Origin of the sequence: Xanthobacter oligotrophicus (genome assembly GCF_008364685.1) — a bacterium.
Taxonomy (GTDB): domain Bacteria; phylum Pseudomonadota; class Alphaproteobacteria; order Rhizobiales; family Xanthobacteraceae; genus Xanthobacter; species Xanthobacter oligotrophicus.
In genome coordinates this window covers 306,526-329,358 of the sequence record NZ_VTTL01000001.1, presented here as the reverse complement: position 1 = coordinate 329,358, position 22,833 = coordinate 306,526, and the positions used below count along the sequence as shown (strand labels likewise).

20 protein-coding genes are annotated in these 22,833 nt (G+C 69.2%); 11 read left to right on the top strand and 9 right to left on the bottom strand.

Features of this window, described 5'->3' with window-relative positions; genetic code table 11:
- Window positions 1–29: 29 nt before the first annotated feature.
- Entirely contained in the window at window positions 30–878 is an 849-nt protein-coding gene (locus FZ033_RS01435) for a fumarylacetoacetate hydrolase family protein (RefSeq protein ID WP_149574395.1), read from the bottom strand.
- A gap of 143 nt (window positions 879–1,021) precedes the next feature.
- Between FZ033_RS01435 and FZ033_RS01430 the strand changes: the two genes are divergently transcribed.
- From FZ033_RS01430 to FZ033_RS01410, 5 genes are all read left to right on the top strand, one after another.
- Window positions 1,022–1,618, top strand: coding sequence for a LysE family translocator (locus FZ033_RS01430; RefSeq protein ID WP_232847287.1), 597 nt, complete (start codon window positions 1,022–1,024; stop codon window positions 1,616–1,618).
- A gap of 217 nt (window positions 1,619–1,835) precedes the next feature.
- Entirely contained in the window at window positions 1,836–2,645 is an 810-nt protein-coding gene (locus FZ033_RS01425) for a UDP-2,3-diacylglucosamine diphosphatase (protein WP_188079267.1), read from the top strand.
- Window positions 2,645–3,712, top strand: a complete 1,068-nt coding sequence (locus FZ033_RS01420; RefSeq protein WP_149574392.1) for a glycosyltransferase family 4 protein — start codon at window positions 2,645–2,647, stop codon at window positions 3,710–3,712. The genes FZ033_RS01425 and FZ033_RS01420 overlap by 1 nt, the downstream gene beginning before the upstream one ends.
- The gene (locus FZ033_RS01415) at window positions 3,709–4,710 is read left to right on the top strand and encodes a threonine ammonia-lyase (protein ID WP_149574391.1); all 1,002 of its coding nucleotides are present in this window, start codon (window positions 3,709–3,711) and stop codon (window positions 4,708–4,710) included. The genes FZ033_RS01420 and FZ033_RS01415 overlap by 4 nt, the downstream gene beginning before the upstream one ends.
- Before the next feature lie 8 nt (window positions 4,711–4,718).
- The gene (locus FZ033_RS01410; protein ID WP_232847286.1) at window positions 4,719–5,909 is read left to right on the top strand and encodes an MFS transporter; all 1,191 of its coding nucleotides are present in this window, start codon (window positions 4,719–4,721) and stop codon (window positions 5,907–5,909) included.
- Here the strand turns inward: FZ033_RS01410 and dgcA are convergent.
- Window positions 5,879–6,865 carry an N-acetyl-D-Glu racemase DgcA gene (gene dgcA / locus FZ033_RS01405; protein WP_149574390.1) on the bottom strand — a complete coding sequence of 329 codons (987 nt, stop codon included), beginning with the start codon at window positions 6,863–6,865 and terminating at the stop codon, window positions 5,879–5,881. The two genes, FZ033_RS01410 and dgcA, sit on opposite strands and share 31 nt — an antisense overlap.
- 370 nt (window positions 6,866–7,235) lie before the next feature.
- On the opposite strand from dgcA, the gene FZ033_RS01400 reads away from it, so the two are divergent.
- The 4 genes from FZ033_RS01400 to FZ033_RS01385 all read left to right on the top strand — a co-directional run bounded on the left by FZ033_RS01400 (window position 7,236) and on the right by FZ033_RS01385 (window position 10,811).
- The gene (locus FZ033_RS01400; protein WP_149574389.1) at window positions 7,236–8,363 is read left to right on the top strand and encodes an MlaE family lipid ABC transporter permease subunit; all 1,128 of its coding nucleotides are present in this window, start codon (window positions 7,236–7,238) and stop codon (window positions 8,361–8,363) included.
- Between the two features lie 6 nt (window positions 8,364–8,369).
- Window positions 8,370–9,176, top strand: coding sequence for an ABC transporter ATP-binding protein (locus FZ033_RS01395; protein WP_149574388.1), 807 nt, complete (start codon window positions 8,370–8,372; stop codon window positions 9,174–9,176).
- A 62-nt stretch (window positions 9,177–9,238) separates the two neighbouring features.
- Window positions 9,239–10,162 carry an MlaD family protein gene (locus FZ033_RS01390; protein WP_149574387.1) on the top strand — a complete coding sequence of 308 codons (924 nt, stop codon included), beginning with the start codon at window positions 9,239–9,241 and terminating at the stop codon, window positions 10,160–10,162.
- Window positions 10,163–10,169: 7 nt separating this feature from the next.
- Entirely contained in the window at window positions 10,170–10,811 is a 642-nt protein-coding gene (locus FZ033_RS01385; RefSeq protein ID WP_149574386.1) for an ABC-type transport auxiliary lipoprotein family protein, read from the top strand.
- Window positions 10,812–10,857: 46 nt separating this feature from the next.
- Here the strand turns inward: FZ033_RS01385 and FZ033_RS01380 are convergent, their stop codons facing one another.
- Window positions 10,858–12,315 carry a YcjX family GTP-binding protein gene (locus tag FZ033_RS01380; protein ID WP_149574655.1) on the bottom strand — a complete coding sequence of 486 codons (1,458 nt, stop codon included), beginning with the start codon at window positions 12,313–12,315 and terminating at the stop codon, window positions 10,858–10,860.
- 89 nt (window positions 12,316–12,404) lie between these two features.
- A complete protein-coding gene (locus FZ033_RS01375; protein ID WP_149574385.1) occupies window positions 12,405–12,926 on the bottom strand; it encodes a SixA phosphatase family protein in 522 nt (173 codons plus the stop codon).
- 203 nt (window positions 12,927–13,129) lie between these two features.
- Between FZ033_RS01375 and FZ033_RS01370 the strand changes: the two genes are divergently transcribed.
- Window positions 13,130–14,689 carry an FAD-binding oxidoreductase/lyase gene (locus tag FZ033_RS01370; RefSeq protein ID WP_149574384.1) on the top strand — a complete coding sequence of 520 codons (1,560 nt, stop codon included), beginning with the start codon at window positions 13,130–13,132 and terminating at the stop codon, window positions 14,687–14,689.
- 4 nt (window positions 14,690–14,693) lie between these two features.
- Here the strand turns inward: FZ033_RS01370 and FZ033_RS01365 are convergent, their stop codons facing one another.
- From FZ033_RS01365 to FZ033_RS01350, 4 genes are all read right to left on the bottom strand, one after another.
- On the bottom strand, window positions 14,694–15,227 hold the full coding sequence (locus FZ033_RS01365; RefSeq protein ID WP_149574383.1) for a hypothetical protein: 534 nt from the start codon (window positions 15,225–15,227) through the stop codon (window positions 14,694–14,696).
- A complete protein-coding gene (locus FZ033_RS01360) occupies window positions 15,224–16,240 on the bottom strand; it encodes a P1 family peptidase (protein ID WP_149574382.1) in 1,017 nt (338 codons plus the stop codon). The genes FZ033_RS01365 and FZ033_RS01360 overlap by 4 nt, the downstream gene beginning before the upstream one ends.
- Before the next feature lie 28 nt (window positions 16,241–16,268).
- Window positions 16,269–17,042 carry a hypothetical protein gene (locus FZ033_RS01355; RefSeq protein WP_149574381.1) on the bottom strand — a complete coding sequence of 258 codons (774 nt, stop codon included), beginning with the start codon at window positions 17,040–17,042 and terminating at the stop codon, window positions 16,269–16,271.
- Window positions 17,043–17,266: 224 nt separating this feature from the next.
- Window positions 17,267–21,511 (bottom strand): apolipoprotein A-IV repeat region-like domain-containing protein, encoded by a 4,245-nt coding sequence (locus FZ033_RS01350; protein ID WP_149574380.1) that lies wholly within the window; start codon window positions 21,509–21,511, stop codon window positions 17,267–17,269.
- A gap of 314 nt (window positions 21,512–21,825) precedes the next feature.
- Between FZ033_RS01350 and FZ033_RS01345 the strand changes: the two genes are divergently transcribed.
- Complete coding sequence (locus tag FZ033_RS01345; RefSeq protein ID WP_149574379.1) at window positions 21,826–22,146, top strand: 2Fe-2S iron-sulfur cluster-binding protein; 321 nt, start codon at window positions 21,826–21,828, stop codon at window positions 22,144–22,146.
- 103 nt (window positions 22,147–22,249) lie between these two features.
- Here the strand turns inward: FZ033_RS01345 and FZ033_RS01340 are convergent, their stop codons facing one another.
- Window positions 22,250–22,777 (bottom strand): SH3 domain-containing protein, encoded by a 528-nt coding sequence (locus FZ033_RS01340; RefSeq protein ID WP_232847285.1) that lies wholly within the window; start codon window positions 22,775–22,777, stop codon window positions 22,250–22,252.
- Window positions 22,778–22,833: the final 56 nt, after the last annotated feature.

Sequence of the window (22,833 nt, the reverse complement as noted above, 5' to 3'; positions counted from 1 at the left end):
CCGGGAACACTCGTCCCCGGCCCGAAACCTCACAGCTTGAACGGCACCACGGTCTGCTGCTGCACGCCGAGGCCGGCGATGCCCACGCGCATCACGTCGCCCGCCTTCAGGAAGCGCGGCGGCTTGAAGCCGAGGCCGACGCCCGGCGGGGTGCCGGTGGTGATCACGTCGCCCGGCTCCAGCACCATGAACTGGCTGATGTAGTGCACCAGGAACGGGATCCGGAAGATCATGGTCTTGGTGGAGCCGTTCTGCACCATCTCGCCGTTGACCTCGAGCCACATGGCAAGGTCCGAGGTGTCGGGGATCTCATCCGTGGTCACGAGCCACGGGCCGAGCGGGCCGAAGGTCTCGCTGCCCTTGCCCTTGGCCCACTGGCCGCCGCGCTCGATCTGGAAATGGCGCTCGGACACGTCGTTGCAGATGAAATAGCCGGCGACGTGGGCGAGGGCGTCCTTCTCTTCCACATAGCGGGCGCGGGTGCCGATGACGAAGGCGAGTTCCACTTCCCAGTCGAGCTTCAGCGAGCCCTTGGGGATCATCACGTCGTCATCGGGGCCGACCACGCAGTTCGGCGCCTTGTTGAACAGCACCGGCTCGTCCGGGATGGGATTGTTGGTCTCGGCCGCGTGGTCCGCGAAATTGAGGCCCACGGCGACGAAATTTCCCGGCCGCGCCACGCACGAGCCGAGCCGCGCGCCCTCTGGGGCGAGCGGCAGGGAGGCCGGATCGACCGCGGCGATCTTGTTCAGGCTGGCGGGCGAGAGCGCCTCACCGGCGAGGTCGGGGATGACCGAGGACAGGTCGCGCACCTTGCCGGTTGAATCGATTAGACCCGGCTTTTCCTGCCCTTTTTCCCCGAAGCGGACCAGCTTCATCGGTGGAACTCCCTAGTGGTATCATTGGATGTCAAGCGCGTGCGGCGCGCGGTCGCTCGCCAGGCGCGCACGCTGGCGCGGACGCGGGCATTGGTCAATGGTGGGGCTCCAAGAAAATGCACGCCATGCCCTGAACCCTGCCGATGATTGACCAGATCCTGCCCCTCGTCCTGTTCTCTTTCGTGGCCGGCGTCACGCCCGGACCCAACAATCTGATCGCCGCGGCGTCCGGGTCGCGCTTCGGCTTCCGGCGCACTGTCCCGCAGATGCTCGGGGTGGCAGCGGGGTTTCCGTTGCTGGTCGTGGCCATCGGCCTGGGGCTCGGCCGCCTGTTCGTGGCGGTGCCGGCCCTGCATCTGGCGCTCAAGCTCGCCGGCGCAGCCTACCTGCTCTACCTCGCCTGGAGCCTGCTCCATGCCGACGCGCCGGACGCTGCGGAAGGCGGGGCTGAGTCGGCGCCTTCCTTCCTCGGGTCCGCCGCCTTCCAGTGGGTCAATCCGAAGGCGTGGACGGTGGCCCTCAGCGTCATTCCGACTTTCGTCGACCCTGCGCGAGATGTCGTTCCGCAAGTTCTGGTCGTGGCGCTTGTATTCTCGCTGACGGCGCTGCCGTCCCTCGCGCTTTGGGCTGTGTTCGGCGTCGCGTTGTCGCAGCTGCTTTGCGACGAAAAGCTGCGCCGCCGCGTCAATGGACTTTTAGCCGCCTCTGTAGCGGCCAGTATATTACTGCTGTTTTTCTGACCATGACGCAACGATGAGCGTTTGCGCTTCCGTTTTTCGCGCAAGCGTCATAAAAAGGAAACGAGACTCCGGCTAAGTCCGGACTGCGCTTCGAAGGCGCAAGGTCAGTTGTTGAGACTTCGACGTCGAAAGGCCGTCGCAAGTCGCCTGTCCGGTGAGGGAAATTCCCTAACGGCAGGTCAAGGCGGGAGGTGATTGCGTGAGCGACAGTCCCCAAGTGAGCGACAGTCCCCAAGCGCGCCGCTTTCGCGCCCTTTTTATTTCCGACGTCCATCTGGGCACCAAGGGCTGCCAGGCGGACCTCCTCATCGACTTCCTCAAGTACCACGACGCCGACACCATCTATCTGGTGGGCGATATCGTGGACGGCTGGCGGCTGAAGTCCTCCTGGTACTGGCCGCAGAAGCACAACGACGTGGTGCAGAAGCTGCTGCGCAAGGGCCGCAAGGGCACGCGCATGGTCTATCTGCCCGGCAACCACGATGAATTCCTGCGCGATTATTACGGCACCCATTTCGGTGGCATCGAGGTGGTGGAAACCGCCATCCACGAGGCGGCGGACGGCAAGCGCTACCTCGTCATCCACGGCGACGTGTTCGACGTGGTGGTGCGGCACGCCAGGTGGCTCGCCTTCCTCGGCGACTGGGCCTATTCCGCCGCGCTGACCATCAACACCCATGTGAACCGGGTGCGTCGCCGGCTCGGCCTCACCTACTGGTCGCTGAGCCAGTGGGCGAAGCTCAAGGTGAAGAACGCGGTCAACTACATCGGCAAGTTCGAGGAAGCGGTAGCCGACGAGGCCAAGCGCAACGGGGTGGACGGCGTCATCTGCGGCCATATCCATCACGCGGTCATTCACGAGCAGTTCGGCGTGAGCTATGTGAATTGCGGCGACTGGGTGGAAAGCTGCACCGCCATCGCCGAATATGACGACGGCCACCTGGAGATCATCTGCTGGACGCGGAACCTCCAGAAGGCCCCGGTGGAGCAGCAGGACATGGTCGAGGGGGCGCGCGCGGCGGCTTGATGCGGGTTCTTGTGGCCACCGATGCGTGGCATCCACAGATCAACGGTGTGGTGCGCTCCCTGGAGTACACCGCGCAAGAAGCGGCCGCCCTCGGTGCAGAACTGGAATTCCTGAGCCCGCAGGGGTTCAGGTCCATTCCCATGCCCAGCTACAACGAGATCCGCCTGGCGCTGGCCACCCCGCGCATGATCATGCGGCGGATCGAGGCCATGCAGCCGGATTTCGTGCATATCGCAACGGAAGGTCCCATCGGCATCCTGGTGCGGCGGGCCTGCATCGCCACGCGGCGGACCTTCACCACCTCCTATCACACCAAATTCCCCGAATATCTCTCCGCCCGCGCCCCCGTGCCGGAGCGGCTGACCTATGCCTGGCTGCGCTCGTTCCACAATGCGGGCGGCGGCGTCATGGTCTCCACCGCGACGCTGGAGCGCGACCTTGAGGCGCGGGGCTTCAAGCGGCTGATGCGCTGGTCGCGCGGGGTGGATGCGGAGCTGTTCCGCCCCCGCCCCGAGGCGACGCTGAACCTGCCGCGCCCGGTCTATCTCTTCGTCGGCCGGGTGGCGGTGGAGAAGAACATCGAGGCGTTCCTGGAGCTGGACCTGCCCGGCTCCAAGGTGGTGGTGGGCAGCGGCCCGGCGCAGGCCAGCCTGAAGGAGCGCTTCCCCGACGCCCATTTCCTCGGGTCGAAGGAGGGCGAGGACCTGGCGCAGGTCTATGCCGCCTGCGACGTGTTCTGCTTCCCCTCGCGCACCGACACCTTCGGCATCGTGCTGCTCGAGGCGCTGGCGAGCGGCCTGCCGGTGGCCGCCTATCCCGTCACCGGCCCCACCGACGTGCTGGCGGACGCCACCGAGCCGGTGGGCGTCCTCGACACCGACCTGCGCACCGCCTGCCTGAAGGCGCTGGAGCTGTCGCCGGCGGCGGCGCGGCGCTTCGCGCTGCGCTATACGTGGCGCGAGAGCGCGCGGCAGTTCATCGACAACGTGCTCATCGCCCACGACATAGGTCCCATCGCGCGCCGCTATCGCCTTCGCCGCCGGCGTCGGATAGCGTCCGGCGCATGAGCGCCCCAACCATCCCCAGTCCCACCCCGATTCCCTCCGTCGCTGACGTAGAGGCCGCCGCCCGCCGGATCGCCGGTGTCGCCGTGCGCACGCCCCTCGTCTTTTCCCCCGTTCTCAGCGAGCGCACCGGCGCGCGCGTGTTCCTGAAGCCGGAGACGCTCCAGCGCACCGGCTCCTTCAAGTTCCGTGGCGCCTACAACCGCATGGTGCAGATCCCCGAGGCGGACCGGCCCGCGGGCGTGGTCGCCTGCTCGTCGGGCAATCATGCGCAAGGGGTTGCCGCGTCCGCCAAGCTGCTGGGCATGCCGGCGGTGATCGTCATGCCCCACGACGCGCCGGCTCTGAAGCGCGACCGCACCCGGGCCCTCGGCGCCGAGGTCGTGGGCTACGACCGCCGCACCGAGGATCGCGACGCCATCGCCCGCGCCATCGCGCAGGATCGCGGCGCGACCCTGGTGCCGCCCTATGACGATCCGCACATCATCGCCGGGCAGGGCACGGTGGGCCTCGAGATCGTGCAGGATCTCGCCGCGCTGGGCCTTGGCCCGGACCTGGTGGCGGCCAATGTCTCCGGCGGCGGCCTCGTCGCCGGCATCGCGCTGGCGGTGAAGGCGCGGGCGCCCGGCGCGCGGGTGGTGGCCTGCGAGCCGGCCGGCTTCGACGACCACGCCCGCTCGTTCCGCTCCGGCGTGCGCGAGCGCAATGCCGAGCCCTCGGGCTCGTTCTGCGATGCGCTGCTGGCGCCGACCCCCGGCGCGCTGACCTTCGAGATCACCCGTCCGCTGGTGGGCGAGGGCGCGTCCGTCACGGATGCCGAGGTGGCGCGGGCGGTGGCCTTCGCCTTCCTGGAGCTGAAGCTGGTGGTGGAGCCCGGCGGCGCGGTGGCGCTGGCCTGCCTGCTGGAAGGCCGCCTCGGCGTCTCCGGTGGCACGGTGGCCATTGTGCTCTCCGGCGGCAATGTGGAGCCCGAGACCTTCATCCGCTGCCTCACCGCCTGAGTCCGGTGGTGGTGAATCCGGCGGGCAGGGCTGACGGCCGGCCGGCTCCGGCCCCTCCGGCGCTGGGGCTGCGCCTGGGCGGCGCCTATGCCGCCTTCTTCCTGGCCATGGGCATTCAGCTGCCCTATTTGCCCCTGTGGTTCCAGCATCGCGGGCTGGGGCCTGAGGCCATCGGCGTGGCCCTGGCGGTGCCCATGCTGGTGCGCCTCGTGTCCATGCCGCTGCTGGGCCTGCTCTCCGATCGGCTCGGCCGGCCCAGGGCGTTGCTGGTCGCGCTGGCGCTGGCGACCGTGGGCGGCATGGGGATGCTGGCGCTTTCCGTGGATTTCCTCGCCATCCTCGTCACCCTCGCCTTCACGGCGCTGGCCTGGATGCCGAGCCTGTCCCTGCTGGATTCCTACGCCTCCCGGCAGGCGCGGGCGGGGCTTGCGGACTATGGCAAGGCGCGGCAATGGGGCTCCGCCTCGTTCCTCGTCGCAAATCTCGTGGGCGGTGCTCTCATCGGCATGCTCGGCGCCGGCTCCGTGGTGCTAATGATGCTGGCGGGCCAGCTCGCCTATGTGCTCGCCACCCTCGCCCTGCCCGAGCTGCCGCGTCCCGAGCCCCGGCCTGCGCCGGTCACCGGGCGGCGGGCTCGGCTCGGGGTTCTGTCCGGCATCGTGGCGGCGGCGCTGGTGCAGGCGAGCCATGCCACGCTCTACGCCTTCGCCTCCGTGAGTTGGAAGGCGCAGGGCTATTCGTTCACCGCCATCGGCGTGCTGTGGGCGGTGGGGGTGGCGGCGGAAATGGCCCTGTTCCGCTTCGGCACCCGCCTCGTGGTCCGTTTCGGACCCCATGCGCTCATTGCGGTGGGCGGGATCACGGCGGTGGTGCGTTTCGCCGCCATGGCGAGCGAGCCGCCGCTGGCCGTGCTGGTTCTGCTGCAACTGCTGCACGCCTTGACCTTCGCCGCCACCTTCCTCGCCATGGTGGAACTGGTGAGCCGCAGCGTCAGCGAGCATCGCTCGGGCACTGGCCAGACCGCCGCCGCCTGGATCGGCAGCATCCTCATGTCGTCGGCAAATGTGGCGTCAGGCCCGCTGTGGGCCGCCTTCGGGCCACTGGCCTTCCTGGTCTCCAGCGCCATCGGGCTGGCGGGAGCGCTGGCTGCGCTCCTCGCCGTCCGGCTTCAGCCCCACAGCTCCGGTTCCGGCGGATAGACCAGAGCGCCTTCGTATCTCAGCCCCGGCGTGCGGTCGCGGGCGAGCAGGAGCGGGCCGTCGAGGTCCACCACCTGCGCCCGCTGCGCCACCAGCAGGGCAGGGGCCATGGCGAGGGATGAGGCCAGCATGCAGCCCACCATCACGCCGAAGCCGAGCCCCTCGGCGGCCTCGGCCAGCGCCAGCGCCTCGGTGAAGCCGCCGGCCTTGTCGAGCTTGATGTTCACCGCGTCATAGCGCTCGCGCAGGACGGCAAGGCCGGCGCGGTCGTGGACGCTCTCGTCGGCGCACACCGGCACCGGGCGTTCGATGCGCGCCAGCATGCGGTCGTCTGAGGCGGGCAGGGGCTGCTCCACCAGCTCGACGCCGGCGGCGGCGCAGGCATCCAGCAAGAGCGGCAAATCCACCGGAGCCCAGCCTTCGTTGGCGTCCACGATAAGGCGGGCCTCAGGCGCCGCCGCGCGGATGGCCCGTAGCCGGGCGCGGTCGCCGGGGGCACCCAGCTTGAGCTTGAGCAGCGGCCGACCGGCCGCCGTTGCGGCTGCGGCCGCCTGCGCCATGGCCTCGGGCGTATCGAGGCTCAGGGTGAATGCTGTGGTCAAGGGGTGGAGCGCGGCAAGGCCGGCGCGCTCTTCCACCCGCATGCCGGAAAGCTTGGCTTCGAGGTCCCAGAAGGCGCAATCGAGGGCGTTGCGGGCGGCACCGGGTGGCAGCCGGTATTGCAGGGCCTCGCGATCGAGACCCTCCGCGATGTCCGGGCCGAGGGCGGCGATGGCGGCGGCGACGCCCTCCACGGTCTCGCCATAGCGCGCATAAGGAACGCATTCGCCGCGTCCGGTGGCGCCGTTGTGGGTGAGACGCGCTTCCACCACCACCGCCTCCGTTTTGGAGCCGCGGGCGATGGTGAAGGTGCCGGCGATGGGGAATCGCTCGATGCTGAGGGCGAGTTGGGCCATGGATTAAGCTTAATATCCGATTCCGCCCATCGCTTCGCGGGTGCTGGAGCGGATGCTGCCTGGGTGTGTCCTTGGTGATCTCGACGCGAAGGCGTCTTGTCTGTATGGCTAACCTATCGTTCGTGTGGTCGCTGGAATGTGCCTCCACGGGCGCAGGGCCGGCTGCGTGTCGCATCGCAGCGGGCGGAACTGAAAGAGTAAGTGGGCGATTGCGTGTTCGTCTGGACGCGCTTCACCCATATGCGGGGCGACAGGCGGTCGGAGGTTGGGGCATCGGCTCGGTCAGACCGGGCCGGATCGCCCGGTGCATCCGGCGAGAAGGACAGGCCGGCGCCGTGCCGTTTCGCGGCGCCCCCATGGAGACCAAGCGTTGCCCCACGCCTCCCTGATTTCCGTGCATAGCCAGGACGACCGCCTCACAGTGGCCGGGCGCGGCGCATGGACATCCGAATATGCCGACGAGCTGGAACAGGCGGTGGACGACACCGCCCGCACCTATGCCCATCCCAAGGGTATCGAGATCGACCTTTCCGCCGTCGAGCGCATGGACACCTTCGGCGCCCTCCTGTTCGAGCGGCTGAAGCGGTCCTGGAAGGGCACCGGCGTCGAGCCGCAGGTGAAGGGGCTGGCGCCCCGCTACAAGGTGCTCATCGAGGAAATGGGCCGCATGGGGCAGGAGCCGCCTCCGCCGGCCCGCCGGCACGAGGCGATCCTGGAGCGGTTCGGCCACGAGACGGTGAATGTCGCCGCCGATGCCGCGGCGCTGCTGAATTTCGTCGGCGCCTCGGTGGCCGCCATGGGGCGGGTACTGCTGCGCCCGCGCAGCTTCCGCTTCACCGCCATGGTGAACCAGATGGACCGGGTCGGCCTGCGGGCGGTGCCGATCATCATCCTGATCACCTTCCTCATCGGCTGCATCCTGGCCCAGCAGGGCATCTTCAATTTCCGCCGCTTCGGTGCCGACATCTATGTGGTGGACATGGTCGGCGTGCTGGTGCTGCGCGAGCTGGGCGTGCTCATCGTCGCCATCATGATCGCCGGCCGCTCGGGCAGCGCCTACACCGCCGAGCTGGGCTCCATGCGCATGCGCGAGGAGATCGACGCCCTGCGCGTCATGGGCTTCGACCCGGTGGAGGTGCTGGTGGTGCCGCGCCTTCTGGCGCTCATCATCGCCCTGCCGCTGCTCACCTTCATCGGCTCCATGTCGTCCCTGCTCGGGGCCGGGCTGGTCTCCTGGGGCTATGGCGGCATCACGCCCGACGTGTTCCTGGACCGCCTCAAGGGCGCCATCGACATGGACCAGTTCAACGTCGGCATGATCAAGGCCCCGTTCATGGCCGCGACCATCGGCATCGTCGCGTGCCTGGAAGGCCTGCGGGTAGGGGGCAGCGCAGAATCGCTGGGGGCTCACACGACCGCATCGGTGGTGAAGGCCATCTTCCTCGTCATCGTGATGGACGGCGTCTTCGCCATGTTCTTCGCCGCGATCGACATGTGAGGCGGCATGGACGCGCGAACCTCCACCACCGCCGAGGCGACCAACCACCGGGAAGCGATCATCAGCGTCCACGACATCGTGGTGGGCTTCGGCGATCGCGTGATTCTCAACCATCTCGACCTCGACGTGTATCGCGGCGAGATCTTAGGGTTCGTCGGCACCTCGGGCGGGGGCAAGTCGGTGCTCACGCGCACCATCCTCGGCCTCGTGCCCAAGCAGTCGGGGACGGTGGAGGTGTTCGGCCAGAATCTGGACGACCTATCCGAGCGCGAGCGCTCGGCGCTGGAGCGGCGCTGGGGCGTTTTGTTCCAGCAGGGCGCGCTGTTCTCCTCGCTCACGGTGAAGCAGAACATCCAGTTTCCGCTGCGGGAGAATCTGCACCTGTCCCAGCGCCTGCTGGACGAGATCGCCTATACCAAGATCGAGATGGTGGGCCTGAAGTACGACGTGGCGGAGAAGCTGCCGTCGGAGCTGTCCGGCGGTATGATCAAGCGCGCCGCGCTCGCCCGCTCGCTGGCCCTCGACCCGGAAATCCTGTTCCTGGATGAGCCCACCTCCGGCCTCGATCCCATCGGCGCCGGCGAGTTCGACGAGCTTATCCGTACGTTGCAACAGACTTTGGGGCTTACGGTTTTCATGGTAACCCACGATCTCGACAGTCTGCATACCGTGTGCGATCGCATCGCCGCGCTGGCGGATGGCAAGGTGATCGCGCAGGGCACCATCGAGGACATGATGGCGCAACAACACCCATGGCTGCGGGCCTATTTCCATGGCACGCGGGCTCGGGCGGTGCAGTCTGCGCGCCGATGACACAAGGATGAAGGGGCGGACCGGACGGCGGGGGTAAGGTCGGAACGGAGCCGGGATCAGGTATGGAAACACGGGCCAACTACACCATTATCGGAGCCTTCACGCTCGCGGTCCTCGCCGCGGCGTTCGGCTTTGTGTACTGGTTCGCCGGACCGCAGGATTCCACCGCGCGCAAGGCCTACGAGATCCTTTTCGACGGTTCGGTGGCGGGCCTGCGCCAGGGCAACAACGTGCTCTTCAACGGTATCCCCGTGGGCCAGGTCTCCGGCCTCGCGCTCGTGCCCGGGCAGCCGGGGCAGGTGCTGGCGCGGGTTGCCATCAACAACGACGTTCCGGTGCTGTCGGATGCGAAGGCGGGCCTCGAATCCCAGGGGCTGACGGGCATCGTGGTGGTCTCCCTCCGTGGCGGCCATCCCGGCGCCCCGCCCCTCCCGCTCGGGCCGAACGGCATTCCGCGCATCACCGCGGACGGCGGCGCGGGCATGGCTGGCCTCATCAATTCGGCGCAGGGCGTGGCCCGCAAGATCGAGGTGGTGCTGGACGCCATCAATCCGCAGGACATCAAGAACATCATCGCCAGCATCGACACCTTCTCGAAGGCCGTGGCGTCGAAATCCGAGGACGTGGCGAGCCTGATCGAGCAGTCGAATGCGCTGGTCAAGCAGCTCAACGGCGTGGCCGAGAAGGTCGACCGGGTGGTGGTGAACCTGCAGAAGGCCACTGAGGACAAGGACGGTCTGTTGGTGCAGGCCACCGACGCCGCCACCTCGGTGCGCAGGCTCGCGGACAATCTGGACCAGCGCACGGCGCTGCTCACCGAGCAGGTCAGCCGTTTCACCGGGCCGGGCCTCAAGCAGTACGAAGCTTTGGCCACCGATGGCCGCCGCACCCTCAACGAGATCGACCGCGTGCTCCGAAACATCGAGCGCAACCCGCAGCAGTTCATCTTCGGCGGCGGCAATTCCATTCCGAAATACGGGCGATGAGCCGACCATGACTTTCGTTCGCAGGAGCCGTCTCGCTCGCCGTCTCGCGTCCCTCGCCCACGCCGTGCCCCGGCTCGCCGCCCTCCTTTCGGGCGCGCTCCTCACCCTCGCGCTGGCGGGATGCGGCTCCACGCCGACCCCCACCTACAACCTCTCCGCCCCCAGCGGCTTCACGGCGGGTGGCAGCGGCAACGGGCAGATGGTGGTGGTGGCGCCCACGGCGCTCGCGGTGCTCAACACCGACAAGGTGATGGTGGAACCGGGGCCGGGCCAGGTGGCCTATCTCTCCGACGCCCAGTGGAGCGACACGCTCCCGGCACTGCTTCAGGCGCGCACCATCCAGGCCTTCGAGAATGCCAGCAAGCTGCGCCGTGTTGCCCGTCCCGGCGACGGGGTGAATGCGGACTACCAGCTGGTCATCGACATCCGCACCTTCGCCCTGCGCATCACCGACCAGGGGCCGGTGGCGGTGGTGGAGCTGTCGGCCAAGCTCATCGGCACCCAGAGCGGGCGCATCCTCGCGGCGCAGGTGTTCAAGGCGGCGGTGCCGGCCTCCTCCACCGCCGGCCCGGTGGCAACCGCGGCGCTGGATTCAGCGCAGGAGCAGGTGCTGGTGCAGATGGTGCGCTGGGCCTCGGCGAAGTTCTGAGCCCGCCCCTCATATAGCCTAAGGCGTCTCGCGCAGTCGTCGGCCCTTACGCCAGCCGGTCGTCCAGCAGGAAGTGCAGCGCCCGGTCGAGGCGGATGTGGGGAATCGAACCGTCGCCGATCCCCGCCGGGGGACGGAAGCGCAGGAAGCGGAAGTCCGCGTCCCCCTCCACCGCCGTGGCGAGCCCGCGAAATCCGGCTCCCGAGGGATCGAACAGCGCATTGGGATCCGCCGGCAGGTCGCCGGGGAAAACCGCCATCTCCTCCATGCCGTCGAAGCGGTGGCCGCCCGCCTCCTGACCGGCCTCCGGCGTGCCGACGATGGCATCGAGTTCATGCCCGTCGCGCCGCACCCGCGCCTCGCGGGTGGCGCGGATGGCGGCCAGCGCCACCACGTCCAGCGCCGCACCGTGGTCGTGCGCTCGGGTCCTCGCGCGCTCCACGAGGCGGGCCAGGATCGCCTCCAGCCGGTCGTGGCTGGATTGGTGCAGGTGGTCGGCCTTGGTGGCGGCGAACAGCACCTTCTCGATGCGCGGCCGGAACAGGGTGCTCACCAGGCTGTTCCGCCCGGTGCGGAAGGCGGCGAGGATGCCGTCGAGCGCCCGTTCCAGGTCCGCCAGCGCCGCCGGCCCGGCATTGAGCGCGGCCAGGGTGTCCACCAGAACGATCTGCCGGTCGAGCCGGGCGAAATGGGTGCGGAAGAAGGGACGCACCACGGCGTTCTTGTAGGCCTCGAAGCGCCGTTCCATCATGGCCCCGAGGCTTCCGGACTTCAGCGCCTTCTCATCCACGTCCAGGGGGGCGAAGGTCAGCGCAGGCGAGCCTTCGAGGTCGCCGGGCATGAGGAAGCGGCCGGGCGGCAGAAGGCTCATGGCCAGCTTTTCGCTTCGGCAGGCCGAGAGATATTGGGTGAACAGCGCCGCCACCTCGCGCGCCTTCGTCTCATCCTGCGGCCCGTACGCCGGCGCGGCCGCGATGGCGGCGAGATAAGGCGCCGCCACATCCGAACGGCCCGGCGCGCGGGCCAGGGCGAGGCTCTGGCGCGCGAAATCGGCATAGCTCATGTCGAGCAGGGGCAGGTCCAGCAGCCACTCGCCGGGATAGTCCACCAGATCCAGGGTGAGGGTGCGCAAGCTGCCGCGCGCCGTGGCGTAGCGGATGGACAGCCGCAGCTCGCTGACGCGCGTGGTGGAGGACGGCCATTGGCGCGCCTCCGCCAGCGTCTTCAGATGGTCCTCATAGGCGAAGCGCGGCACCGCGTCGTCCGGCTGCGGCTGCAGCTCGGCACGGGCGATGCGGCCGGACTGGAGCGCCTCGAACACCGGCAGCCGCCCGCCACGGGTCAGCGCATGGATGAGCGCGGTGGTGAAGATGGTCTTGCCCGCCCGCGACAGGCCGGTGACGCCGAGGCGCAGGGTGGGATGGGCGATGCCCTCCACCCGGTCGGCCAGGGTCCGCAGGGCGATCCGCGCCTCGTCCATGGCGTCGGTGACGCTGAGATTCATGGCCGGCTGGGCAAGGCCTTCCACGCGGTGGCCCAAGGACCTGAGCGCAGTCCGCGCCCCGTTCATGGCGTCGGTGACGCGCGCCATACTCAGTCGGTTCCGGTGAGCTCGCGCGGGGTAACGAAGCGGTCGAGCCGCGCGGTGCCGGGCGTCACCTCGCACCAGTCGTCCACGGGAAGATCGATGACGGCGAGGGCGCCGGTGGGGAATTTCTCGGCCATCTTCCACAGATGGGATGCCGCCCCCGTCGATACAAGCAGCGTGGCAAGGTCGCTGAGGCCCGGATTGTGGCCCACCAGCATGAGGCTGTGGGCGTCCTTGGGCTGCTCGCGCACCACGGACAGGAGCCGCGCCGCGGAGGCGTCATAGACGCGTGGCTCGCTTGCCACCACCTTCACCGGCGGCAGCTGGGCGGCCACCAGATCCCACGTCTCGCGGGTGCGGCGCGCCGGGGAGACCAGCACGCGATCGGCCACCAATTGCTCATGGGCGATATAGGCGCCGATGCGCGGCGCCGCCGTGCGACCCCGCGGAGCCAGCGGGCGCTCGGGGTCGACGATGCCGTCCGGCCAGTCGGACTTGGCGTGGCGCAGCAAAATCAGACGGCGCATGAGCTTCCGAACCAATCAATGAAATGCCGCTTCTTATGACTGAGAGACTGTGTGCAGTGCAACCAGAATGCCCGCGCCGCAGCGTCACGCCCCGCCCGATACCGGCGCCGGGCACCCGCGCGAAATGTCACGAGAGCGCCGCAAATAAACGGTTTCTCAAGCGGAAGGCATCAGCATGGGCCGGTGTCTGGCGGACAGTCTTCATGATCGATACGGCCTCGTCCCGCGCGGCGGCGCAGGATGTTACCGACCGGGAGCGGTCGGACGCGGCGCTGAAGCGCACCTATGATTGCGATATCTGCGTCGTCGGGGACGACGTGGCGGGGCTGGCCATTGCCATCGATCTGGCGCGGCGGGGGCGGGAGGTCATCCTGCTCACCTTCACCGGGGTGCGGCCGCTGCCCCTCGACGGTGTTCTGAGCCCCGGCTTCGCCATGCCCACGTCCGCGCTGGTGGATCGCGTGGGGCAGCACGATGCGCAGGAACTGCTCATCCTTTCCACCCAGGCGAGCGAGCGGGCGCTGGCCTTCGCCCACAAGGCTGGTGTCGCGGTAGGGCCGCGCGGGCGGCTGTCGGTGGCTCGCCCCCATGCGGCCGAGGCCCTGTTTCGCGAACATGAGCTGAGGCAGGAGCTCGCGCCCGACACCACCGTGCTGGTGGGCGCGCAGGATCTCGCGGCGCTGCTCGGCACCTCCACCTTCACCGCCGGCCTCGGCGTGGTCCCGGCCGAGCGTGTTTCTCCCGCGACCCTGAAGGTGGCGTTGGAGGCCGAGGTCCTGGCGGCGGGTGTGCGCGCGCTGCCGGTGGAGGGGCCGCTCGCGGCCGACCTCAAGGGCTTGCGGAAATATCTGACGGCCGCGCGCTGGCGGGTTCGAGCCTTCCAGGTGGTGATCACCGGGCCGGAGGCCTTCGCCCGGCTCGGCCCGAAGGTGGCGGTGCTGCCGCGCGCGCCATGGGTCTACGGCGGCTTCCGCCTGCCCGCGGTCGAGGTGCCTTATGCGGGCATGGTCGAGGAAACCGGGCTCACTGGCCTGCGCTATCATTTCGATGCCGGCCGCCTGACCCTCGCCGCCGCCACCGCCACACGGGTGATGACGCGGGTGGGGGCGGCCCGGGTGCTGCGCCGCCATGCCGCCGAACTCTATCCGGTCGGGCCGAGCCTTTCGGATGCAGCTTCCGGCCGAATGCTGCCGGAGCCGGCCGGCATGCCGCTGGTGCACGAGGGGGAGCGGGGCGTGTGGTATGCGCTCGCTTCCGCCGGCGATGCGCTGAGCCACGGCTTCCTCGCCGGCCGCCTCATCTCCGGCGCCATCGCCGAGAAGGACGACCGCATCGCCTTGCTCCAGCCTTTCGCCGCCACGCCGTTGTCCGGCTGGGCCGGCCGGGTGGCGCGCTTTGCCGGCTATTGGCATGTGCGGCTGGCGGCACGGCTGCATATGGACAAGATCGCGGCATCCATCGCGCGCACGCCGGTGGATGCGGTTCCGGTGCCGGACCTGCTCACGGACCAGCATGTGGACGACGCGCAGGCGCTTCCGCCCAAGCCGGCCCCAGCCGCGCTTGCGGCCCCCACCGCGCTGCCCCGGCGGGGGATGGCTGCGGCGACCTCGGCCTCGCGCCATGCGGCGCGGGCGGCGCTTCATGCCGCATCCGGCTGGGCTTCTGGCCTTGCCGCCCGTGCGGCGGCGGAACCCGCGCGGCGCCGTCGTGCGCGGCCGGAGCCGGACGAGGAGGTCCCGCCCCAGCGGCCGCGGGGCGCCTAGAGCCCTATCCCCTGATGTAATAGGCCTGCGGTCGCCGGCCCTCGCGGAAATAGCCGAAGAAGGTGGCCGCTCCCACCGCCTGGGCCAGCAGCCCTGGCATGAGCGCCGCGAAGGCGCCGAGGTCCGCGCCGTCGGGGGAGATGGCATCGCGGATGGCGAACTGGCCGTAGGCCGAGGCGGCCACCACCGCGACCAACATCCACGGCAGAAGGCTGAGGGCGATGCGCGCCTTCGCCACCGTCAGTACCACCACCGACGCAGCCCAGGCGAACAAAAGGACCTGCGGCACCAGGCCGAACCGCAGCACCTGCTGTTGCAGGCCGGGGCCGGCGAAGGAATCGAACAGCGCGGACTTCGCCCCCGCGACGCCGAATTCCGCGATCAGCGTGAACAGGCCCGCCAACGGCAGGGCGGTGATGCCGCAGCAGCACCAGAACAGCACCGCGAGCGGCCCGCCCAGGCGCGCCAGCTTCGGCTCGGCTCCGGGCGCGCCATTTGGGGCATGCGCGGGGATGTGGCGGGGGGCAGGGGCGGTCATGTTTGGTCCTTGGAAGCGAAATGATCGTGCCACGTCTTCTGGCAATCGGGGAAGGGCAGGCGGGTGGCGGCAAAAATTGCCCGCGCAACCGCCCGCGCCAGCACCACCGAGGCCAGCGCGCCGAGCCGCGCGAGGTCGGGCAGGGGCACCTCCAGCGGGCGCTTCTCGGTGGAGAGCGCGAACACCACGTCGCCGTCCAGCGGCGTGTGCACCGGAAACAGCGACAGCGACAGCCCGTTCTGCGCCATGATGGCAAGCCGGCGCGCCTGCACCGTGGTGAGGGTCGCGTCGGTGGCCACCACTGCGATGGTGGTGGAAAAGCGCGAGATGCCGCCCTTCAGGTGCGGATGGGTCACCTCGTCCGCCAGGGCCTGCGACAAGGTTTGGGGCAGGCCGAGACCGCCGAATTCGCTGTCCCTCTCATAGGGCGCAGCACGGAACTGCGGGCCGTCGCCGAACAGCGGACTGCCCGCCGCATTCACCGCCACCACGGCGCCAACCACATGGCCGGATGCCGCGATCGCGGAGGCCGAGCCGAGCCCGCCTTTCACCGTGGCGGTGGTGCAGCCGGTGCCGGCGCCCACCGAGCCGAGGGTGAAGTCGAGGTCCGCCGCCTCCAGCGCATCGCGGCCGAGCTGGGTGTAGGGCGGGTGGGCTTCCCAGCCCTTGTCGCCGCCGTTCAGCAGGTCGAACAGGATGGCTCCGGGCACGATGGGCACCCGCGCTGTGCCCACCGCAAAGCCCCGCCCCCGTGCCGCAAGCCCGGCCATGACGCCGGAGGCGGCATCGAGCCCGAAGGCCGAACCGCCCGAGAGGGTGATGGCATCCACCCGCTCCACCGTGGCTGCGGGATCCAGCAGGTCGGTTTCCCGCGTGCCCGGTCCGCCGCCGCGCACGTCCACTGCCGCCACCGCCGGCGCCTCGCAGAGCACCACCGTGACGCCGGTGCCGATGTGCGGATCGGTGGCATTGCCGACCCGAAGGCCGGGCACGTCGGTGATGAGGTTGCGCACCCTCAGGCCTGCGGCTGGTGCCGGGGGGTCAGATGCCGACCCGGCCGAGCTGGGCGTAAACGTCGTCGGACCAGGTCTTCAGGTCCATGAGGCCGGCATAGGCGGACCAGATCTCGATGCCGAACTTCTCGGAGAGGTCGTTTTCGGTAGCGGCCAGCGCCTCTTCCACCGGGGTGAAGGTGCGCTCCAGGTGGGGCCACAGTTCCGAGGTGCAGCGCGGGATGCTGACAAAGCTGAGGCTGCGCCCGGCGGCCGCCTTCTCGATGCGGGCGAGGCTCTGCCCATCGAAGGAGCCGCCCACCTCGTTCTTCACCACAATGATGTTGGCCACCGGCAGCGCCCCGCCCACCACCACGTCCTCGATGAGGGTGGAGACGTTCTCGATGGAGTGCGTCTCGGGCTTGGTGATGACGATGAGGTCGATCTCCGGCGAGTTGCGCTGCTGCATGATGTGGGTGACGCGCCGGTGATGGGCCCACTGCACCAGCTGCGGCACCACGTTGGCGCCGAGGTCCAGCACCGCGCCGCCAGTCAGCAGCAGGCCGCCGAAGCGGTCCCAGTAGCGCAGCGGGGCGTTGGCGTCGTTCTCGGACTTGCTGGACCCCAGCGCCGAGCCGATGCCCAGCTCCAGCACCTTGGAGGGGAAGAACTTGCCGATCTTGGAATGGCCCGTGCCGTCGGTGAAGTCGGCGGCCACCAGCTTGTACGAGAGGTCGCGCTTCCTGAGCGCGGAAAACACCATTTGCGCGAGCGTGGTCTTGCCCTGTCCGCCGGCGTAGGCGGCGCAGATATAGGTCTTCATGGCACAGGCTCCGATCGCTGGTGCGCGATCAGCTCGGGCTCATGTCCCCCGGGCTGACCGCGCTCTCTATGGGCGAAAAGACAGTCTTGCCGATCCGGTTGCATCACAACCCGACGGAAACAGTGTCTAGCCGAGGGATGGCTCCCGCACAGGGAGGCCGGGAACCGATGGATACCTGTGCAGCACGCCGGAGGGAAGCCTCGGCGTGCTGCACTGCATCATTTTCAGTCGAGCCGGCCAGCGGCGTGGGCGAGCATGGTGTAGACCTTGCCCGTATCGGACGTGAGATAGGTCTTGGCGAGGGCGCTGCCTCGGTCGTCGCCGGAGACCTGCTCGAGCAGGCGCTCGAACTCGGTCACGTAGCGGTCCACGGTCTCGCGGAACTCCCCGTCGGCGCGGTAGCGACGCTTCAGGGTATCGAACGCCTGCTGGCCCTGGGCGGTGTAGAGGCGGCGCGAGAACACATGGTTCTCGCCCTTGTTATGGCGATCCCACATTTCGCCGGCCGCCTGATGGTCCACCATGCGGGCGATGTCCGCAGAAAGACCGTCGAGGGAGACCGTGTTCGCGGCCGGTGCCTGGGGCGCGCGGGCGGCGGGCCGGTCCTCGTCGTTCAGGCTGTCGGAGGCGCGGGCGAGCAACTCGGTGAGCCAGCCCTCCTGCTCTTCGCCCTGAGGCTCGCGGGACACGCTCTCGCGGACCGGAGCAGGGCGCGGGGCGCGCTCCACCGGCTCGGCGCGGCGGGGCGCGGCGGGCGGCGCCGAGCGGCGCAGCTCGCTCTGCAGCAGGCCGCCTTCGGAGCGGCTGCGGGAAGTCTCGCGGGACGCCTCGCGGACGGCGGAGGCGCGGGCGGCATCCTGCGTCGCGGTGCGGGCGGAGGTCTCTACCACGTCGAGGGCCTGGCCCTGGCGGGCCACGATCTCGTTCAGCTCGGCCAGCGCCTTGATCTGCTCGGCCACGGCGCGGCGCATGGTGGCGGCGCTCGCCTCGGTCTCGGCGGGCAGTTCCAGGATGCCGCGCTTCATCTCCTCGCGGGCGAGGGTGATGGCCTGCTGCACGTCCTCGGCCACGCGCTTGAGGTCGCCGGCCACCTCGGTGAAGCGGTTGCCGGTCTCGCCGAACAGGGTCTGCACGTCGGCGAGGGCAGACGCATAGGTCTCGCGCAGGGCGGCGGCGGTGCGCTCGCGTTCCTGGTCGGCGGCGGTGCGCACCAGCGAGAGCTGGTTCTCCACCGCCTGGGTGGAGCCGGAGGTGGCTTCCGAAACCACGCTGGCGATCTGGCGGGCGCGCTCCTGCGCCGCGCTGAAGGTCTGGTCCAGCATGGAATGGAAGGCGCTGACGCGGGCGTCCACGTCGGCGATGCGTTGCACCAGGGACTGGGACAGCTGGTCCATGTCGCCGCGGCGGGCGGCGAGGGTGGAGTCCACCTGGTCCTGCGCCGTGCCGAGGGTGCGGGCGGCCTCGTCCATGAGCTGGCGGTTCTGCTCCAGCCGCTCCGCGAGGGATGCCATCTGCGCCAGGGCGCCGTTGGACACCTCACGCAGGGAGTCGACCTGGCCCTGGAAGCGGTAGGCGGTGGCATCGGCGTTTTGGCTGATGCCGTCCACGGTGGCGCCGAAGCCCTCCACCTGGCGGGCGAACGAGCCGGAGAAGGCGTCGAGGTTGTTCACTGCCGTGGACATGGCGCCATGGAAGGTGGCGTTGGCCTCGGCGAGGCGCTCGATGATGGAGCCCACGTCGCTCTTGAGCGAGGTGTTGGTGGCGGTGATTTCCGCCACCGCACGCTGGCTGGTGCGCTCCAGCGCCGACAGGAACGTGCCGTTCTTGTCGTCGATGAGATGGGCGATCTCGGTGAGGCGGGTGCCAAGGGCGTCGGCCACCTTCTCCGAATGCTCGGTGAGGGTGCGGCTGACGTTCTGCGACAGGGACGAGAGCGAGCGCTCCACCTCGGACGCCTCGGCGCGCAGGGCGCCGGAGACGGTCTCGATGCGGCCGACCAGGGTGTCGGCCAGGGCGCCGCCGCGCACTTCGAGGGAGGTGGCGACCCCGTCCAGGCGGCCGAGTACCAGTTCCTCGATGCGGTGGACGCGGCCGTCGAGCACGGAGGCGATCTCCGAGGCCCGGGTGCCGATGTTGCGGTTCACCACCTCGGCGCGCTCGGTGAGCACGTCGCCCAGCGCCTTGGACCGCGAGGCGAAGAAGTTCTCCAGCGTCTCCACCGACTTGTCGAGGGATTCGGTGGCGGACTTGGTGCCCTCGGCGATGGTGCGGGCGAAGGTGACGGTGCGGGTGGCCAGGGTCTCGGTGAGGCTCTGGGAGCGCTGGTCCAGGGTCTGCTCGATGCGCGAGATGCGCTGGTCCATGATGGTGGCGACATTGTCGGTGGTGGCCGACAGGCGCTCGTCCAGGGTGGAGGTGGCGTGCTTGAGGTTCTCGTTCACCGCGGCGACGCGGTGGGCGATCTGCTCCACCAGCTCGGGGGCGTGCACCTTCATGGTGGTGTCGAAGGCGCGGACGCCTTCCTGCATGGTGCGGGCGATGGCAGAGCCGTCGTGCTGCAGGCGCTCGGCGAGGTCGGCGCCACCCACGGTGATGGTCTCCTCGATCGCCTTGAGCCGGGCGGTGAGCATCTCCTTGATGGCGTCGCCCTTGACCCCGATGGTGGCGACCAGCATGTCGGCGGTCTCGCGGAAGGCCTCGTTGACCTTGGAGCCGCGCGCGCCGATGGCCTGCGTCACCTCGCCGGCGACGCGGGACAGGCGTTCGGTCATGTCCGAGCCGGCGATGTTGAGCGAGGAGCTGATCTCGTTGCCCTTGTCGACGAAGGCAGCCACCACCTGGGTGCTGGACCGGTCGAGGGACGAGGTGATGCGTTCGCCGGTCTCGGCGAGGCGCTGCTGCAGGTCCTCGCCGCGCACGGCCACGGCGTCATAGATGCGGTTGCCGGTGGTCTCGATGCGGTCGGCCAGGTCGGTGCCGCGCACGGAGAGGGTCTGGGCCACGCGCTCGCCGGTCTCCTCGAACTTCTTGATCAGCTCGCCGCCGCGGGTGGAGAAATCCTGCACCGCGCTTTCGCTGGTGGCGCGCAGGGCAGTGTTCACCTGTGACACGTGCTGGTCGATGTCGTCGGCGAAGCGGTTCGAGTTGTCGGCCAGCGTCTCGCCGATTCCGTGCTTGAGGCGGTCGATGTTGGCGGTGATGTCCTCGCCCCACCGGTCGATGAGCTGGGCCACGTCGGACGTGGTGGACAAGAGGTTGGTGGAGAGGTCGTCGGTGCGGGACTTCAGCGTATGCACCAGCAGGTCGCCGGATTCCGACAGGTCCTGGCGGATGTCGGAGCCGGTGAGCTGGAGGCGGTCGATCAGTTCGCCGCCCTTGGCAGTGAGGCCGTCGATCATGCTGTCGCCCACGCGGGCGAGGGCGGCGGTGATGTGCTCGCCCTTCTGGCCCAGGATCTCGGTGACCTGCTCGCTGGCCTCCATCATGGTGCCGTGGATGCGCGAGGCCACGTCCTTCACCTCGTTGGAGAGCACCGCCTCGGCGCTGACGATGCCCTCGCGCAGGCGCTCGGTCTCGATCTGGATGTTGTGGCGCTCGTTCCGCAACTCGTCGATGAGGGAGCGGATGCGGGCCTCGTTCTCCTCATAGGCACGCTCGAGGATGGACACCTCCGCGCGCACCATGGCTTCCAGCTCGCCGGCGCGGGAGATGGCGCGATCGACGCCGTCGCCCATGGCCGCCACCTCGCGGCGCACCGCCTGGCCCACGGTGACCACAGTCTCGGTGGCGATGGATTCTGGCTGGGCGAGGCGCAGGGCCACCTCGGTCATGGAGCGGGCGATGCCCTGCAGTTCCAAAGACCGGCGCAGCACGCTCGCAAGGCCGAAGAAGGCCAGCGGCGGCAGCAGGATACTGGCGAAGATACCGAGCAGGGCCGGGGAGCCGAACAGGGACTCCACGCCGCTGGAGCTGGCCATCAGGCCGCGGTGATAGGCGAAGGCGAAGGCGATGCCGGCGATGATCCACAGGGCCGAGGCGCCTGCCGCCCAGTAATAGGGCGTGGCGGCCGAGCGCTTCTGGAGCTGGCCCAGCAGCTGGCCGATGGTCTGGCGGTCGTCGTTGGCGGCGCGGCGCTCGGCGTCGATGCGCGCGCGCTGCGGGCCGTCGCGCCGACCTTCGGGGCGGGGCGCATCGGGCCGGGCGGCTTCGCCTTCCGGCGGCCGGGGCCTGCGGTTGATGGGCCGGCCGTCGCGGGGCGGCACGGAGGGCAGGAGGCGCTCGCCTCCGGGACCGCGGTCCCCAACGGAGCGATCCTGGGGGTAGGTGGGCTCGGGTCCCCGGTCGGGTCCCCTTTCCTGTCCCTTGGCCGAGCCGCCGGCTTCGGCATTGTCGAGCTCCAGCGTCAGAGCTTCCTGGATAGCCGACAGAGCCGCCTCGGTCGGGTCCTGGATCTTCTTGGGTTGCTTCATGTCGCTGTCGCCTCTGCCTTCGACGGCGCGCGGGGTGTCCCCGCCGGGGCGCCGTGTCCAGTACACACACCCTTTCTATCCGGCGGGGCCGGACGGAAATGGTTTACCGTTCCTTATCCTAGCCATGGTGCGCTGCGGATTGAACCGGCCTTGCCGCAATAATGAAGATATCGTTAACGCCAGCGCCGGCCGACCATGCAGTCCGGGCAAAGCTGGTGTGGCCCCGCGCTTGCAGCTATAGGCATCGCGTCACGACGCGACGTCCTCATTCCGCCACGGCCGGTTCCGGCGGGCGATCAGCAAGCGGCTCATTCATGGTTGCCATCACCTTCATCGAATACAACGGCACCGCCCATCAGGTCGAGGGGCCCGAGGGCGCGACCGCCATGGAGACGGCGGTGCGCAACGGCGTGCCGGGCATCGTCGCCGAATGTGGCGGCGCCTGCGCCTGCGCCACCTGCCATGTCTATGTGGACGAGGCTTGGGCGAATAAGGTGGGCGAGCCCTCCGAGATGGAAGAGGGCATGCTGGATTTCGCCACCGACGTGCGGCCCAGTTCCCGCCTGTCCTGCCAGATCAAGCTGACGGCGGCGCTGGACGGGCTAGTTCTGAACATCCCTGAGACCCAGGGCTGATCCCAACGGCCCCGGTCTTTGACCGGTGCCGAGAGGGGTTCGCTCAGGCGCCGCACGGGCTTCATAACCAGACGCGGTCCGGAACTGCCGGGCCGTCGCGGTGTCATTCCACCTTTTCGTTGGGGTAGATGCCGAACAGCTGCGACTGCTGCACATAGCCGTCGAAGCCGTCGCCGATGAGCCGGCAGAACTTGCCGTCGCAGGTTTTCACCACGCCGAGCACGCTGGGCTCCAGGCGCGCCACCACCTTGGCGTCGGTGTTGGCGGCATCGCGCATGGGCACGGTCTCGCCCTTCAGCCAGGGCGCAACCAGTGCGGTGCGGCGCAGCGACAGCATGGAATGGTAGACCCAGCCTTCCGCTCCGTCAGCATCGCGGATGCGGCGCCAGGTCTCGAACTCGGCGGTCACCTCCACCGGCAGGCCGGCGCGGTTGAACACCCATGACACGTCGTGGTCCTTGTTGGGGCCGTTGCGCACGTTCACCTTGTCCGCCTTCAGCGAGACGAAGCGCGGCACCGGCAGGCCGGAGGTGCCGTCCTCGGCCGCCAGGGCGGGCCGTGCGGTGATGGGCTGGAGCCCCGCGCCCCCTGTGACCGCCAGCGCCAATGCAAGGGCCTTGAGGCTTCGCATCAGATGAGGTCGCATCGTGCGCATGACGGGCTCGTCCTTTCGTATTGCTCTCGAAA

Coding starts and splice junctions, on each gene's coding strand:
- FZ033_RS01380 (WP_149574655.1), bottom strand. CDS start 12,315: ATGAATCTCAGCGTCACCGACGCCATGGACGAGGCGCGGATCGCCCTG.
- FZ033_RS01390 (WP_149574387.1), top strand. CDS start 9,239: ATGGAAACACGGGCCAACTACACCATTATCGGAGCCTTCACGCTCGCG.
- FZ033_RS01385 (WP_149574386.1), top strand. CDS start 10,170: ATGACTTTCGTTCGCAGGAGCCGTCTCGCTCGCCGTCTCGCGTCCCTC.
- FZ033_RS01375 (WP_149574385.1), bottom strand. CDS start 12,926: ATGCGCCGTCTGATTTTGCTGCGCCACGCCAAGTCCGACTGGCCGGAC.
- FZ033_RS01345 (WP_149574379.1), top strand. CDS start 21,826: ATGGTTGCCATCACCTTCATCGAATACAACGGCACCGCCCATCAGGTC.
- FZ033_RS01340 (WP_232847285.1), bottom strand. CDS start 22,777: ATGCGAAGCCTCAAGGCCCTTGCATTGGCGCTGGCGGTCACAGGGGGC.
- FZ033_RS01365 (WP_149574383.1), bottom strand. CDS start 15,227: ATGACCGCCCCTGCCCCCCGCCACATCCCCGCGCATGCCCCAAATGGC.
- FZ033_RS01395 (WP_149574388.1), top strand. CDS start 8,370: ATGGACGCGCGAACCTCCACCACCGCCGAGGCGACCAACCACCGGGAA.
- FZ033_RS01420 (WP_149574392.1), top strand. CDS start 2,645: ATGCGGGTTCTTGTGGCCACCGATGCGTGGCATCCACAGATCAACGGT.
- FZ033_RS01415 (WP_149574391.1), top strand. CDS start 3,709: ATGAGCGCCCCAACCATCCCCAGTCCCACCCCGATTCCCTCCGTCGCT.
- dgcA (WP_149574390.1), bottom strand. CDS start 6,865: ATGGCCCAACTCGCCCTCAGCATCGAGCGATTCCCCATCGCCGGCACC.
- FZ033_RS01430 (WP_232847287.1), top strand. CDS start 1,022: ATGATTGACCAGATCCTGCCCCTCGTCCTGTTCTCTTTCGTGGCCGGC.
- FZ033_RS01355 (WP_149574381.1), bottom strand. CDS start 17,042: ATGAAGACCTATATCTGCGCCGCCTACGCCGGCGGACAGGGCAAGACC.
- FZ033_RS01435 (WP_149574395.1), bottom strand. CDS start 878: ATGAAGCTGGTCCGCTTCGGGGAAAAAGGGCAGGAAAAGCCGGGTCTA.
- FZ033_RS01350 (WP_149574380.1), bottom strand. CDS start 21,511: ATGAAGCAACCCAAGAAGATCCAGGACCCGACCGAGGCGGCTCTGTCG.
- FZ033_RS01370 (WP_149574384.1), top strand. CDS start 13,130: ATGATCGATACGGCCTCGTCCCGCGCGGCGGCGCAGGATGTTACCGAC.